At 51.6% G+C, this 15365-nt stretch carries 12 protein-coding genes; 8 read left to right on the forward strand and 4 right to left on the reverse strand.

Going from position 1 to position 15365, the window contains the following annotated elements; translation table 11 throughout:
• From DW091_RS04475 to DW091_RS04485, 3 genes are all read right to left on the reverse strand, one after another.
• Positions 1-3216 (reverse strand): S8 family serine peptidase, encoded by a 3216-nt coding sequence (locus DW091_RS04475; protein ID WP_118517509.1) that lies wholly within the window; start codon positions 3214-3216, stop codon positions 1-3.
• 133 nt (positions 3217-3349) lie between these two features.
• On the reverse strand, positions 3350-4714 hold the full coding sequence (locus DW091_RS04480) for a transglutaminase domain-containing protein (RefSeq protein WP_118517510.1): 1365 nt from the start codon (positions 4712-4714) through the stop codon (positions 3350-3352).
• Positions 4715-4742: 28 nt separating this feature from the next.
• Positions 4743-6197: an aminoacyl-histidine dipeptidase gene (locus DW091_RS04485; RefSeq protein ID WP_074618285.1), complete on the reverse strand. Its 1455-nt coding sequence runs from the start codon at positions 6195-6197 to the stop codon at positions 4743-4745.
• A 331-nt stretch (positions 6198-6528) separates the two neighbouring features.
• Between DW091_RS04485 and DW091_RS04490 the strand changes: the two genes are divergently transcribed.
• The 4 genes from DW091_RS04490 (at position 6529) to mnmA (ending at position 10044) form a co-directional block, all read left to right on the forward strand.
• The gene (locus DW091_RS04490; RefSeq protein ID WP_058693788.1) at positions 6529-6969 is read left to right on the forward strand and encodes a C-GCAxxG-C-C family protein; all 441 of its coding nucleotides are present in this window, start codon (positions 6529-6531) and stop codon (positions 6967-6969) included.
• 18 nt (positions 6970-6987) lie between these two features.
• Complete coding sequence (locus tag DW091_RS04495) at positions 6988-7602, forward strand: DUF308 domain-containing protein (protein WP_118517511.1); 615 nt, start codon at positions 6988-6990, stop codon at positions 7600-7602.
• A 135-nt stretch (positions 7603-7737) separates the two neighbouring features.
• Positions 7738-8925, forward strand: coding sequence for an FprA family A-type flavoprotein (locus DW091_RS04500; protein ID WP_118517512.1), 1188 nt, complete (start codon positions 7738-7740; stop codon positions 8923-8925).
• Between the two features lie 39 nt (positions 8926-8964).
• Entirely contained in the window at positions 8965-10044 is a 1080-nt protein-coding gene (gene mnmA, locus DW091_RS04505) for a tRNA 2-thiouridine(34) synthase MnmA (RefSeq protein ID WP_058693791.1), read from the forward strand.
• A gap of 60 nt (positions 10045-10104) precedes the next feature.
• Here mnmA and DW091_RS04510 read toward each other — a convergent pair whose 3' ends face one another.
• Complete coding sequence (locus DW091_RS04510; protein ID WP_158577824.1) at positions 10105-10776, reverse strand: TetR/AcrR family transcriptional regulator; 672 nt, start codon at positions 10774-10776, stop codon at positions 10105-10107.
• A 332-nt stretch (positions 10777-11108) separates the two neighbouring features.
• Between DW091_RS04510 and DW091_RS04515 the strand changes: the two genes are divergently transcribed.
• The 4 genes from DW091_RS04515 to DW091_RS04525 are packed head-to-tail and all read left to right on the forward strand — an operon-like array spanning position 11109 to position 15308.
• A complete protein-coding gene (locus DW091_RS04515) occupies positions 11109-12488 on the forward strand; it encodes an MFS transporter (RefSeq protein WP_118517514.1) in 1380 nt (459 codons plus the stop codon).
• A 30-nt stretch (positions 12489-12518) separates the two neighbouring features.
• The gene (locus tag DW091_RS04520; protein ID WP_224168740.1) at positions 12519-13703 is read left to right on the forward strand and encodes a uroporphyrinogen decarboxylase family protein; all 1185 of its coding nucleotides are present in this window, start codon (positions 12519-12521) and stop codon (positions 13701-13703) included.
• A gap of 10 nt (positions 13704-13713) precedes the next feature.
• Positions 13714-13869 carry a hypothetical protein gene (locus DW091_RS20015; protein WP_158501298.1) on the forward strand — a complete coding sequence of 52 codons (156 nt, stop codon included), beginning with the start codon at positions 13714-13716 and terminating at the stop codon, positions 13867-13869.
• Positions 13870-13925: 56 nt separating this feature from the next.
• The gene (locus tag DW091_RS04525) at positions 13926-15308 is read left to right on the forward strand and encodes a DASS family sodium-coupled anion symporter (RefSeq protein WP_147365273.1); all 1383 of its coding nucleotides are present in this window, start codon (positions 13926-13928) and stop codon (positions 15306-15308) included.
• Positions 15309-15365: the final 57 nt, after the last annotated feature.

Genomic DNA, 15365 nt, shown 5'->3' on the forward strand with positions numbered 1-15365 from the left:
TTAACCAAGGTTTCGTTTTCGGTAGAGAAGCAGTCCCGCCGCGCAGACTGCCAGAATCACAGCGGCCACCAGGATACCGGCGTTACCGCCCACGAAGCCAGTGGACGCGTTACCGCTGGCGCTGGGGCTGTCTGGTGTTGCTGGATTAACCGGGTTCACAGGATCGACGGGCTTTTCCCGTTCCTCGCCGGGCTGGGTCAGGGTTTTCACGCTGCGGTCCACGCTGAAGACGCGGTTATTTTCGGCATAGTTGGTTTCACCTAAAATGTAGAAGGCGTTTTGGTAGGCAGTACCCACGCCGTTGTATACCCGGCCGGTGTTCACGATTTTGCCTGTGGGCTCAAAGCCGCCTGTGTCAAAGTTCAGGGTATAGGTATCGGCAGTGACCTGTCCGCTGTCTGGGTCTGTGACAACCGGACCGGAGAGGATCATGCCGCCATCGAGGGTGCCCCATGCGCCAGTGTAATTCTGGCTTTGGGTCAGGCCCTGCGGCAGAATCTTATCCCGGACCATAGAGCTCTGGCCGTTTTCAATTTTTTCGAGACCGTCGACCATGCTGCCGTCCGCTGCGGTTCCAGCCGCCACATAGGCGCTGCCGTCCGCGGTGTAGGCGACTGCCGGAGAGATACGGGCAGCGGAGAGATCACCGGTCTTTTCAGCGTTCTGGCTCCCGATATCCACACGGATGATAGCAGTCTGGGCAGTTTCCGTTTCATTCACGGTTTTGCTGCCCCCCACAAGCAGTAGCTCATTGCCAGTGTTGAGGAGAGACGGTGAGGAGAGGTCTGCGATCAGCTCTGTGGTGAAGGAGCTCCATGCGTTGGTCTCGGGATCGTAAACGCTGATGCCGGCGCCCTGGGGCCCATCGCTGAAGAGGATAAGCCTGCCGTTCCAGGTGCAGGCGCTGTTGCTGGACGGGTAAATGCTTTCATCACTGTTCAGCCGGGTCCAGCCATTATTTTCAGTCTGGCCTGGGGTGTAGCGCCAGAGCTCGACAGTATTATCCTGGCTGAGGCCGGTGTAGTACAGGCTGCCGCCAAGGCCGGTGAGACTCCCAGAATAGGTGTCGTAAAAGCGCGCGTCATCGGGCAGGGGCAGGCGTTCGTAAAGGCTGCTGACCGCGCCCAGTTCAAAGGACTGATGGCCTGCGCCTTTTTCAGAGGTCACCTCAACGCGTTTGACGCCGGCTGTCATGCCCTGGGGCAGATTAGCCACAATGCTTTCATCCGATGAGGAGACCACCGCAGCGGGAGCGCCGTCAATGGTGACGGTTGGCGCGCTGCCAAAGAAATATCCGCCGATGGCCAGCTGGCTGTCCCCGGTGGGCACAGCACTGTTGACAACCGGTACCGTGTTCTCCGCCAGAGCCAGGTCGACCTTGGCCAGGCCTTCGGAGACACTTTTGCCCTTCTGGCTGTCAATTTTTTTAACACTGCCGATAACACGGGCCGCGGTTTTGGCGGCGTCCTTATCGTCAAAGTGTTTTGCCAGGATGGCAACCTCGCCGGTGACAGCCGGTGTGGCCATGGAGGTGCCGTTCATGTATTCGTAGGCGGCGGCGGTATCGCCGAGGCCCAGATTGTCGATATAAACATCGCCGGTACCCGCGGCGTCGGAAAGTACTCGTGCTGCGAGGATCTGAATCTGAAAGTTTTTATAATCGGTGTTGTCGGGCAGGGTGTAGACCGCAGCACCCCAACTGCCAGCCTGTACAGCTGACTGGTCGAGGGATTCCCATTTGGGTGTGCCGTCTTCGTTCAGATCCGTTGTTTTAACTTTGACAGCAGTCAGAGCCCCCAGAATGGTCTGATCTGCGGTGGAATCGGCGCGGAACATGTAGGAAAGGTATCGATATGGGGTAGCGGAAAGATCAATCGTATTATTTTCAATTATTCCTTTGGCGTCATTGATTGTTATCTTAAAGCTCTGGCTGCCCTCAAAGGCCATATCGCCGGAGTAGCTGGCGATGGTGCTGCTGTCGGGCTGAAAGGTTATTTTGGGTGCAGATTCATCCTCAAAGCCTTCCAGAAAGGGTGCGGTGACGAAACGCGGGTCAGCCTTACCCATATTGGTGGGCACAGTGGAAAGAATGTTGACGCCCGGAGCAGCCACGTCAGTGGTGGTGGCGCCGTAGTTGCTGAAGTCTGCCATATTGCCGTCGATATCGGTGGCGTTAACGGCGATCACATAGGGATTATCCCTCAGGGTGGAGACAGTTCTGGACGTGTTGTCGCAGTCGCTGCTCTCGTTGCCCGCGGCAAAAACGCTGACCACGCCCATATCGCCCAAGGCCGTGGCAGCGCGGTCCAGGGCTTTACCGCTGGCACCGCCGCCCCAGGAATTATTGATGACGGTGACGGGAACGCCGTTTTCTACGGCTCTCTGAATGTAGGCATAGCCCTTGAGCGAATCTGAGGCTGCAAAGCTTCCTTTGTCGTTGGCAGCCTTGACGGCCATAATCTGCGTGCCGCTGGTGGCGCCGCTCACACCCATGTTGTTCCAGGAGGCGGCAATGATGCCTGCGCAGTGGGTGCCGTGGCTGTGATCGTCCATGGGGTCTGCGCTGTCATAAGGCTGGCCGTTGGAATTTACGGTGACAGCGTTATAACCATATTGCCCGCCGCCAATGATGGCCTGGAGGCTGCTGTCAGCAGTCCACATGACGGATTTCAGATCCTCATGGTCGTAGTCGACACCGGTGTCCAGTACGGCGACCACGGTACCGCTGGTGTCTACTGCGGGGTCAGGCGTACCGTCTGTTTTGTATTGGTTCCAGCCATCAATGGCCATGCCAAAATCACCGTTTTTATCATAGGCCCACTGCATACCTGTAAGGTCTTTGGTGCCTTCGGAGACGGTGTATATGTAATTGGGCTCTGCGAATTCGACGGTGTCCAGCTTTTGAAGCTCGTCGATGAGCTCTGCGGTGCTCAGGGCGTCGGAGCGCACTAGCTTCAGGCTTTCGGCGGGTGCGGCGCTGCGGCTGTAGGCGTTTGCGCCGCTGTTCAGGTCCATGAGCGGTTCGGCGTCTGTCAGCAGCGCAGACTCAGCCGACCGGCTGTACAAGCCCGCGCCCTTTACGCAGACAATGGCCTCTCCAGGGACATAGTCGCCGGTAAGGGCGTCTGAGCTGCCGTTATCCCGAGCCAGGGCTGAGATCGGCAGGCTGCCGAGCAGGAGTAGAGCGGTGAGCAATAAAGATAGTAATTTTTTCATCGTATCCTCCACATTTTAATTTGTATGATGGGCCAAGTATAACATGTCTGCGGCCGATAGAGCAAGACATATGTAAAGAAAGCTTAAGACAAAAAAAGAAAGAGGACTGCTGCAGCAGTCCTCTGAATTTGGTTTAATCAATGGGGAATATTTCCACGATCACACGTTCCTCGTCAAAATCATGGAAGGTAAGGCGGCGGTCTTCATATTCACATTCGCCGCGCTGGTTATCGTAGGGGTCGGCCCGCAGGTAGGTTTTCGGCGGGTCAAAGTCCAGCTGAAATTCCGAATTGGCCGACATACGGAAGGGCTCCAGATTGCCGAAATAGAAATTCCAGCGGTTTTCGGCGCCATTTCTGTAGGCGCTGCCCCCAAAGGAGCAGTCACAGTGCAGCCAGCCATAGGGCGCGATGTAGAACATGGCCCAGTCGTGGTTGCCGATGCTTGCCGGATTGACATAGGAGCCGGACTGCCATTTGGCCGGGATGCCCGCACAGCGGCACAGGGTAATGAATAAAAGCGCCTGAATGCCGCAGTCACCCTTGAGCCCGGTGGCCATGTAGTCAGGTATGTTGGTGATGGTCAGGTACTCACGCACGTAGGAGTAGTGTACCCGGGTGGTGATAAAGTCATAAATCTTGCGGGCCTTAACAAGCGGATTGGTTTCGCCGCCGGTCAGCTCCTCGCAAAGTGCGCGGATATAGGGTGAAAAGACAATGTGGGGCAGAAGCTCCTGGGTCTCGAAATCCGGCTGCTCTGCGTCCACCTTATCCGGGTCCAGCTTCACGTATTTCGCGCGGTTTTCATAGGAATATTCAACGGTAAAGGTGTCGCCCGCTTCCAGTGGCTTTTCAAAGTAGACGGTGCGCTGGCCATAGGTTTCGTCCGCAATCTTGACCGGCTCTGGTGAGATGTCGATGAGCTTGATATTGCTGATCTGGTCGGCGTTCTGCGGAATGGGCAGGTAAACACGGATTCGGTTGCCCAGCTCTTCGGCTTCTTTTTTGATTTTAACCGTGTGGCGGATGTGGATGAAGTAGTTCTTTTCACCCTTTTCGATCATTTCATTGACGGTTTCGTCTAGGATTTCCACTGGGCTCACCTCGATGGTCTTCTGGTCCTCGTCCACCTCGATATCTTCGTATTTCGGAACGGTCTTGGCAATGCTGGCCACAAACATGTCCTGGAAATGGACGACGCCGTTCACATAAATCCAGTCGGCATAGCCGTCATCCTTGAGGGTTTCAAGGTCTTCTTTGGTAAAACCAGGCACTTTTTCCTGCATCATTTTAAGGGCCTCATCGTAGGGATAGGGGTATTGCATGGGCAGCTCGGCCAGTATGTCCAGCTCCAGCGTAAGGCGTTCAGCCAGGGCCTTTGGAATGGGGCGTGTCAGATATTTTTTAATGAGCTCTGCCGCTTTGTCAAAGTCTCCCCAGGCTTTGAGCAGGGCGATGTCCTCGGGCAGGTTTGTCTTAAGGGCTTGCATGTTGTTCATTGATTTCTCTCCTCCTTATGTCAGCGGTTTATTTTAAATTCTCTAAAACCTTCAGCAGATAATCCCAGGTGCGGGCTGTCGATGAGATGGACAGGCGTTCCTCCGGGGTGTGGATATCGTGCATGTCTGGTCCAATGGATACGATGTCCAGCTCCGGCAGTTTGGCGGAGATCAGGCCGCATTCCAGGCCAGCGTGGATGGCTTCCACAGTCGGTGTCTTTCCATACATGTCCTCAAAGGTTTTGCACATCATGTCCCGCAGGGCGGATTCCCTGCGGTATTCCCATGCAGGATAGGAGGACGCTTCGGTGTAGGTGCCGCCCAGGTACTCGGTAAAGGCACGGACCTTCGCGCTCAGGGCTTCCTTGGCAGTGCCGATGGAGCTGCGCATGGCAAAGCTGACGAGGAAGTAATCCTCTTTGGTGTACATAATGCCCAGGTTCAGCGAGGTTTCCACCAGTCCCTCGATGTCGAGGCTCATGGCCTGGACGCCGTTTGGGATCTGCATGAGCACAAAGACGGCGCGTTTCGCGCAGGCTTCGTTAAAAACCATGAAATCGCCCTTTTCGAGGGCTTTCAGGCTCAGGGTAAGCTCTGGGTCCTTAGAGGCATAATTCTTCTTATAGACGCATTCCAGGGCTTTCAGGCGGTCGGTAGCAGCCCGCTCGTCGTTAGGGTCAATGACGATGGTGGCGGTTGCTTTTTTGGTGATGACGTTGTCCTTGGTGCCGCCGGTCAGGTCGATGATGTCAAAGCTCACATTCTGGGCCAGGTCGTTCAACAGGGTGCCCAGAAGCACGCTGGCATTGGCGCCGTAGCGGTTGATCTCCTGTCCCGAGTGGCCACCGTGCAGGCCGGATACGGCCAGCTCGCAGGAGAGGCCGCTTCTGGCAGTGCGCTTGACATCAAAGGTACAGTTGGCGCGGACACCGCCGGCGCAGCCGGCCAGGATAATGCCCTCGTCCTCGGAATCGAGGTTGATCATATAAGCTGCGTCACTGACAGGAGCCAGATCAATGGCGTGTGCGCCCTCCATGCCCACTTCTTCCTCGGTGGTGAAGATCACGTAGAGCTTGGGGTGGGGCAGTGTGTTATCGTCCAGCAGTGCCAGACCGTAGGCCACTGCAATGCCGTCATCGCCGCCTAAAGTGGTGCCGTCAGCGGTGATCCAGTCGCCTTCAATCATGAGTGCGAGGGGATCCTTTTTAAAGTCGTGGTCTGAGCCGTCAACCTTTTCGCAGACCATATCCAGATGACCCTGCAGGATCACGGGTTTGGCGTTTTCATAGCCTTCGCTGGCTTCTTTTATGATAATAACGTTATTGGCGTCGTCCTGATGGCAGGTAAGTCCCCGCTCTTCGGCGAAACGGACGCAATAATCCGAAATTCGTTTTGTGTCAAAGGAACCGTGCGGAATTTCACAGATTTCTTCAAAATAGTGAAAAACCGGTTGGGGTTCCAGGGTGTTTAGTACTTTATCCATAATGGACCTCCCGATAATAATTTGTCTTGAACCAGAGAAAAACAGCCGCTGCTGCTGCTTCGATAGAGTCAGATGATTGTTTGTGTTTTCATCTCCGTACAAGAATATATCATACACCATTTAGCGGGTTTAGTAAAGTGAGGAAGGCGGCAGAAGGTTTAAAAATACTCGAATAAGGTAATTAAGTAGTAGCCTTTTTGGGTAGAACAATATATAATTAAAGATACGAAGTTTTGGCTGTTGATAAGGGCTTTTGGCGGATGCTCTCCGCTCCTGGCCTTTTCTGTGGTCAAGGGAAAACAAGTTGATTCAATTAAAAGGAGAGAGTAAAATGTCAATTAACTATGTGGATGTTTACAATGCTTACGGCAGCGATCAGCCGGCGGACAAAAGAGAACAGTATCATATGAACTGTGCGGAGGTCCTGCTGCGCACCGGAAATTCGGAATATGAGCTTAACCTGCCCGAGGAAGCCTTTAAAATGATGCAGGGCTTCGGCGGCGGTTTTAACTCTGGCCGGACCTGCGGCGCGTTCTGTGGTGCATTGGCCACCTTAAGCGCCATGTACGGCGAGGAGCGCCCCAGCACTCAGGACAAAGCCAAGAAGGCGTCCAAGCTTTTAGTCGAAGAATTTGAAAAGGAATTTGGCAGTCTGGATTGCAGCTACATCAAGGAACACCACCGCGATGAGGTAAAAGCCTGCGATCCTGTAAAACAACGTGCAGCCGATGTTCTTGCGCGTGTCGTTGAGAAAATGAACGCGGAGGAATAGAGGCGGAAAGGAAACAGCGTGAATAAAGAAAACATGAGAGTTAAGGGCATCGAGCTTCTGGACCGCGCCTATGGCAAGTGGTGGATGATGCTCCTGGAGGGTATCTGTCTGGTGGTCATCTGTGGGATGACCCTCTTTGTGCCTGATGTAACCTTGTCTTTCCTCGTGATGGTCATTGGTATCTACCGTGTGGCCATGGGAGTTTTTTACCTGATTGTCGGCATCGCCAACCGGGTAGAGTACGGCATCAGCAATGGCTTCAGCTTTGGGCGGGGCATTGTCGATATTTTAGTGGGGGCGGCCTTTTTGCTCTGGCCCACCACCATCATATCCTTCTTTGTCGTGCTTGTGGGCATCTGGGCCATCATCACCGGCATTGTGCTGCTGGTCATGGGCGGCAGTTCTCTGGGCATGGGCCGGATTGTAAAAATTGTGCTCGGCGTGCTTCTGATCATTTTTGGTATTTTTACATTTATTAACCCTGTCGGGCAGGCAGTGTTCTTCATTGTCTTCCTTGGAATTGTGCTGGGGATTCTTGGGTTTTTCTTTATCATTCAGTCTTTCAGTATGAAAAAGAACTATAAAGAGCTGAAAAAACTGAATGAAGGCTTCAAAGATTACGACGTGCATTAATTGAAAAGGTTGTATCTCTTTTTTACCCTTGAAACCATATAGAAATAAGGTTAAACTTATCCTAACAACTGTGTATCTTTAAGACATCAGGGTAAGATGAAATTATAAGAATTAAAGTGCAAAGGAGAAAATTAAGTGAAAACAGTACAAATTAAAAACGACATTTACTGGGTCGGCGTCAACGACCATGAAACCTACCTGTTTGAGGGCATGTGGCCCATCGATCAGGACGGCGTGGCCTATAACGCCTATATCATCAACGACGACAAGGTCGCTGTTGTGGATACGGTAAAATCCTTTAAACAGGGCGAATATATCGAAAAGATCAAATCCATCATCGGTGACAAGAAGGTCGATTACCTCATCGTTAACCATATGGAACCGGACCACTCCAGCTCCATTGCGGATCTGCTGGCCGTTTATCCGGATATGCAGATTATCGGCAACAAAAAAACATTCCCGATCATGAAGAACTTCTACAATATTGATAAAAACATCCTGGAAGTCGCTGACGGCGATACCCTGGATCTGGGCCATCATGAGCTGCAGTTCTACATGACGCCAATGGTTCACTGGCCGGAATCCATGGTCACCTACGACGCAACCGACAAGGTTCTGTTCTCAATGGACGTGTTCGGCAGCTTTGGCAGCACCGACGGCAGTATTTTTGACGATGAAAATGATGTGGCCTCTTACGAGGATAACACCAGACGCTACTACGCCTGTATTGTGGGCAAGGTCAGCGGGCAGGCTCAGAAAGCGCTGCAGAAGCTGGGACCACTGGACATTCAGACCATCTGCCCGTCCCATGGCCTCATCTGGAGAAGCAATCCGGGCTACATTGTGGATTTCTACGACCGTATGAGCCGCTACGAAACCGAGGAAGGCGTCGTCATCGCCTATGGTACCATGTACGGTAATACGCTGCACTCCGCAGAGCTGCTGGCAGGCTACCTGAAGGACGCTGGCGTGAAGACTGTTAAATTATTCGATGTTTCCAAAACCGATATTTCCTACATTGTCAGCGATATGTGGAAATACAAAGGCCTGATTCTGGGCGCACCGGCTTATTACGGCCGCATTTTCCCTAAAATGGCCAACCTGTTATACAAGGTGGAAGAAATTGGCGTAAAGAACCACAAGGTGGGCTTCTTTACAGACTTTAGCTGGAGCAACGGGGCAGACCGTTATTTTAGCGCATTCATAGAAAAGGCAAAGGCCGATGTGGTTGGCGAAATGGTCAACATCCAAGGCCTGGCAGACGCAGAAGACGAAGCGAAGCTCAAGGCATTGGCAGATGCCATGGCCGCCGCCATCAAATAAGACGTTCGCCAGCCTGACCGCACTGGGAGGAGGATAAAAATGAAAATAGTAGTAGGTATGTCCGGCGGGGTAGACTCTTCCGTCGCGGCCCTGCTTTTAAAGCAGCAAGGGTATGACGTCATTGGCGTTTTTATGAAAAACTGGGAGGAAAAAGACGAGAACGGGGTCTGCACCGCCACCGAGGATTACGAAGATGTCCAGCGTGTGTGTGAGACCATTGATATTCCCTATTACACGGTTAACTTTACCCGGGAATACTACGACCATGTTTTTGCCTATTTTCTCGATGAATACAAAAAAGGCCGTACTCCAAATCCCGATGTTCTGTGCAACAAGGAAATTAAGTTCAAACGATTTTTAGATTACGCTCTGGGGGTGGTCGGCGGCGATGTGCTCGCGACCGGCCACTATGCCCAGAAAGATGTGCATGAAGGTAAATTCAGGCTGATCCGCGCCTTTGACCATAACAAGGACCAGACCTATTTCCTCTGCCAGCTCGGCCAGCATCAGCTGGAAAATGTCATGTTCCCCATCGGGCACCTCGACAAAAAGGAGGTCCGTGAGATTGCGGAAAAGAACAATCTCATCACTGCGGACAAAAAGGACAGCACAGGAATCTGCTTTATCGGGGAACGCAACTTCACTAAGTTCCTGAGTCAGTACCTGCCTGCTCAGCCTGGAGAAATCCGGGACCTCGACGGCAATATCAAGGGTAAGCACGAGGGCCTCATGTACTATACATTGGGCCAGCGCCGCGGCCTGGGTATTGGCGGACAGGGCACAGGCGAGCCCTGGTTTGTGGTGGAAAAGGACCTGAAGGACAATGTGCTCTACGTGGTTCAGGGTGAAAAGCATCCGGCTCTGTATTCCAGATCGCTGGAAGCCACAGATACCAGTTGGGTAGCCGGCGAAGCACCGGCCCGTGAGTTTGCCTGTACGGCCAAGTTCCGTTACCGCCAGCCCGATCAGGACGTCCATGTCACGGTGCGGGACGATGGCGGCCTGCATGTCGATTTCGACAAAGACCAGAAGGCAGTCACACCAGGTCAGGAGGTTGTCCTCTACGACGGCCAGGTATGCCTGGGCGGGGCGACCATTGACAGTATTGAAAAAATTTAATACAATACCATGCAAAAAGAGCGTATTCTCCATTTGATGGGGAACACGCTCTTTTTGTGTTTATGTTAAAGGCATGATACTTGAAAAATCAACCTCTCGGTTAAACGCGATGGCCTCCTGCCCGATGCGGTCAAGCTCTGCCTTGGGCACCCCCAGGAGCATCTCCCGGGAGGAGCTCAGGAAATTGGCCATCTCTGCGATGTTCACTGTGCCCAAGGCACCCTCCACATAGTCGATGACCATCTGTACCCGGCCGCCATAGCCAAACTTCTGCGCCATGTTGGCATAAGTGTCGTCCACAAAAATATGGTAGTCCTTGAGTGACTGATGGTAAACCTCTGTGATAAAATCGGCCAGCTCGCTGCCGCCGTAGTTGGTCGAATGGACAGACTGGGCCTGGGTGAACTCATAATAAAACCGCTTTGTGTTTTCTTCGGTCAGCAGGTTTTCATAGTAGGGGATACTGGCGTAGAAGTGGAGCTCCAGGGCATTCAAGGGTTTTTGGGCATTTTCCAACGTGTGGTCATAGAGGCGTTCAAGAAAAATTTTCAGAATGGAGGAGACAATCGCTTCCTTTTTCTTAAAATGGTAGGACAATGAGCCGAGAGCAATCCCTGTATCATCCGCGATGTCCTGCATTCTTGTTTTACTGTAGCCGTCACAGTAAAAGTGCTTTTTGGCATTTTCGATAATCCTTTCACGGGTACTGCTGTTTTTCTTCTTCTCTGCCATTGTCATTTTGCTCCTTTAGCGCATTTTCGGTATCGTGCTGATATGCAATATTATAGCAGATAATCCTCGGATTAAAAAACAAAAATACTTTTAATATTTACAAAATATACTTTTACCTGAAAAACTTAATTTTTCCGATAAGATGATCGGAAAAACTTGACTTTTCAGGTAAAAGGAATTATACTTCAATTACAAGATGCTTATGTAAATGTTTTCCGGAAAAATCAAAAGCATACTGTAGAGGTGATATTGGCGTTGATACGTGTTTTAGGTATTGAAATCTTAGATAATATTGGAATAATTAAGATTTTTACTATGAAAGGGAGAGAAAAATGGCTGAAAAAGTTAAACCCAGAGTTTCTCAGTTTATCGTAACAATATTTGGTTTATCAGAACTGACGGCTTTAATGGTAGCAAGCCTATCGACAAGCTATTACTCATACTTTATCACGAATGTTTTGATGGTTGCACCGGCTGTAATGGGGACAATCCTGATTTTTACCAGAGCTTTTGACATTGGTACCCTGCTGCTGTCCGGCGTTGTGGAGGAGCGGATGAACCCGAGATGGGGGAAATACCGTTCCTGGCTGCTGCTGATGTGCCCCTTGGCAGCGGTCATTGGTATTTTACAATATTCCAGCGCTGGCGGAACACAGACCGTCCAGCTCTGGATATCGGCAGTCTGCTATATTGTATTCTTTGCATTGTTTAATTTTGGGCGGACTGCGCAGCTGGCACTGCTCAACGCTCTGGGGGCCACCCCCGAGGACCGGGCCATGCTGTCTGCCAGAAAGGCCCAGTTTGCGGCAGTGGCAGGGATTGTGCTCAACTCAACCTTTATGCCGCTGGTGCTGTGGTTTTCCGGCGAAACCAAGGATGCCACCTCCTTTGGCTTTCTGGCAGCGGTCGTTATTTTCCAGATCGTATACCTGATTCCTCAGATGGGGCTGTTTAAGGTCTCCAGGGAATATGACAAGCCAGAGGAAAAATCGGCGGCGGTCAAGAAAAAGCTGTCGGCCAAAGAGATGGCTGAGCAGGTCTTTAAGAATCCGCCGCTCATGCTCATGCTGGTGGCGGAAACCTGCAAGACGGTGTGCAATACCCTGGTGCTGAGCATGGCAGTCTATTATTTCAGGGTTGTTGTCAATAATCTGGAATTTCAGCCGGTCTTTTCAACTGCGATCAGCATTGCGGGCTTTGTGGGCTCCTTGATTGCCGGTCAGTTCATTGTAAAAAAGCTGGGGAAGAAAAACACCTATCTTATCGGCTTTGCCGCGCCGGCCATCGCGCTGGTATGCGCCCGGCTGTTTGGCGGTCAGAGTGATATCACCTTTATGGTAATCATGTTTATTGGCTGGTTCTTCTTTACCTTTATCGCGACACCTGGCCCTGCCATGTTTGCGGACTGCGTCGAATATGGAAAATTTAAAATCGGTAAGGAAGGGCGCGCTTTTATCATGTCGCTCTACACACTGCCCATCAAAATCGGTGTCCTGATCGCAGGCGGATTTTCGGGCTATCTTTTAGCCGCTGTTGGTTATTCGGCGGAGGCTGCGGTAACCCCGCAGGTGGTTTCAGGAATATTCAGCGCCATTACACTGGCGCCGGCCGCAGTACTGGCTGTCGGCTTCGTATGCATGCTTTTCTATAAACTGACAGAAAAGCGTGTCCGGGAAATTATGGAAGTGAACCGTCAGAATGACGGAGTTTAATGAAGCAAAAGGGAAATGGAGGAAAAACAGTTGGATGCGAATCAATTAAAACAGGAAAGACAAGCGGATTTAAAGGCGGTATATTCAGGCGAGGTGCCTAAGAGGGTGCCCATACATTTATCCTTTGCCTTTGAAGCGTCGGTTTCCTATGCCATTGATCAGGGCATTGTGGAACAGGGGAAGAACCTCCGCAACATCTATTGGGAACCAGAAACCTGGTACGATATCTTTGACCGGGTCAATAACGACTTTTATTCCGATATACCGCTGGGGCCTGGCGCCATACGGTTACCGATTCTATACCAAATACTGGAGGCGAAATCCATTATCATGGGGGCCACAGGCGTCATGCAGCACCCTGAGGTGCACTCACTGGAGCCTGAGGAGTACGATGCTTTTATTGAGGACCCTTTCTTTTATATGTCGGAAACACTGATGCCGAGGCTGTACCCGGCTCTGGATACCACGCCCGGACGGCGGGCCATGGTTCTGGCACAGGCGGTCAAGGCCAACGCCGACCAGTTTGCCACCATCGGTCAGATGATGGGCAAGATCGCTGCAAAATATGGCTATCCAGCCGCGCCTGGCGGCCGCTCCACAGCCCCCTTCGATTATCTGGCGGATTTTCTCAGATCCTTTACAGGGATATCAAAGGATATGCGAAGGTACCCGGACAAGGTTGTGCAGGCCTGCGACGCGTTGGTACCCCTGATGCTGCGGGAGGGAGTTCCAAACCCGGACAAGCTGCCGCCGGATTACCGGGTGATGATCCCGCTGCACATGGGCAGCTTTATCAACGAAAAGCAGTTTGAGAAATTTTACTGGCCCTCCTTCAAAAAGCTGATGGATGGTCTGGTAGCGCCAGGAGCCGGTGTTGACCTGTTCGTGGAGGATAACTGGATGCGCCATATGGACTATCTCAAGACCTTTAACGGGTCGGTGAAAATGCAGTTTGAATACGGCGATCCAAAGCTGGTAAAGGAAAAGCTCAGCGGAACCCGCCATGTGATCACAGGCTTTTTCCCAATCTCCCTGCTGCAGTTCGGCAGTGCGCAGGAGGTTAAGGACAAGGCCAAAGAACTCATTGACATCCTGGCCCCAGGCGGCGGCTATATCTTTGGATTCGACAAGGGTTTGTTCTCGCTGGAGGGCAATACCATTAAAAACCTGCATGTGCTGACCGACTTTGTCCGTGATTACGGTGTTTACAGATAAGGAGCAGAAAATGAACGATAGAAATCAAAGCTTTGAGACCAAAAATTATGTTAAATGGGATGATTATTTGAAAGAACACGATCATCTTTCAGATATTGAAAGGGCAAGCGATATCCAAAAATATGAGGACCTGGTATTCGCGCTGGTTCTCAGATTATTTAGATAGTGAAGGGGGTCCCGGCAGTGTCTGCTTGCCGGGGCTTTTACCAGAAAGGCAAAAAAATGAAAAAGCGTATAACAGGAATTGTTTTGTCGGCCGCTGTTTTTATCGGATACCGATTTTTGCCAGTTCCCCAGGGATTGGAAATGTCTGGTATGCAGACCTTGGCGCTTCTTATTATTGCGATTCTTCTGTGGGTGACAGAGGCCATGCCTCTTGGGATTTCGAGTATCTTTGTTCTGGTACTCCCAATGTTTTTTGGACTGGCAACCATGAAGGATTTTCTGGTGGCCTTTCCCAACCCTACCCTGTTTTTCGTGCTGGCGACCTTTGGTCTGTCAGCGGCCATTTCCAAGGTACCCACAGCCAAACGCATTCTGCTCATTCTGCTGGAAAAGATGGGCAGTAAGGTTCACCTGTTTATTCTGGCCATGATGCTGGCTACAGCGCTCATTTCCTCCATCATGTCCAACATACCGGCAACGGTGATGTTCATGGGCTTGGCCATCAGCTTTCTGGAGCTTTACGATTCGGAGGAGGAGCGCAGGTGCACCGGCAGAGCCATCATGATCGCCCTGCCCATCGCGGGCATGATCGGCGGGACCATCACGCCAGCTGGCAGCTCCAACAATATTTTAGCCCTTGGCCTGCTGGAAGAGTACGCAGGGGTGACGGTGCGATTTGTGGACTGGATGGCGATCTGCATTCCAGTAGTCCTCATCATGCTGCCCCTGGCATGGCTGCTGATCATTAAAATTTTCAGACCGGTGCCGGTTCATCCAGATAAAATCAGGCAGTTCATTCTGGAGCTCAAGACCTTAGACAAGCCAGGCAGGGAAGAAAAAATGGTGGTGGCCATTCTGGTGGTAATGATCCTTCTCTGGGTTCTGAGCTCATGGATTCCGGCGCTCAATGTCACCCTGGTTTCCATCTGTGGGCTGGCGCTTATGTTTTTGCCGGGAATTGATATTTTGCACTGGAGGGATTTCAAGGATGAGGTGAGCTGGGATGTTATTCTGATGATCGGCTCTGTCCTCTGTATCGGAAATCTGATTCTGGAAAACGGTGTGGCGTTCTGGCTGGCGGACACCTTTTTCAGGGTGGGCGACGGCACGAGCGTTATATTGCTCATTCTCCAGCTGGCTGCTTTTATGTATGTTATGCAGCTGGTGCTGCCCAATGCCCCGGCGGTCATCACCTCCACCACACTGCCAGTCACCATCGTAGCGGAGGCACTGGGGATAAATGCAGCGGTTCTGGTCATTCCACTCTGCATTTTTTCAAGCTGGACCATGATTCTGCCTTTGTCAGCAGTCCCGATGATGACCTATTCCAAGGGCTATTACAGTATGACGGATATCGGCAGGGCAGGCATTCCCATTCTGGTGATTCTCGCCATTGTGCTGGCGCTTTGGATTCCTTTTATCTGCGGTGTGCTCCTTTAATTTTATGAAAGGAAGTACAATTTTTGAGAAGCCAAAAACATCAGGGCATGAGAAAAG

The organism is Eubacterium sp. AM05-23, from assembly GCF_003477535.1.
Taxonomy (GTDB): domain Bacteria; phylum Bacillota; class Clostridia; order Eubacteriales; family Eubacteriaceae; genus Eubacterium; species Eubacterium maltosivorans.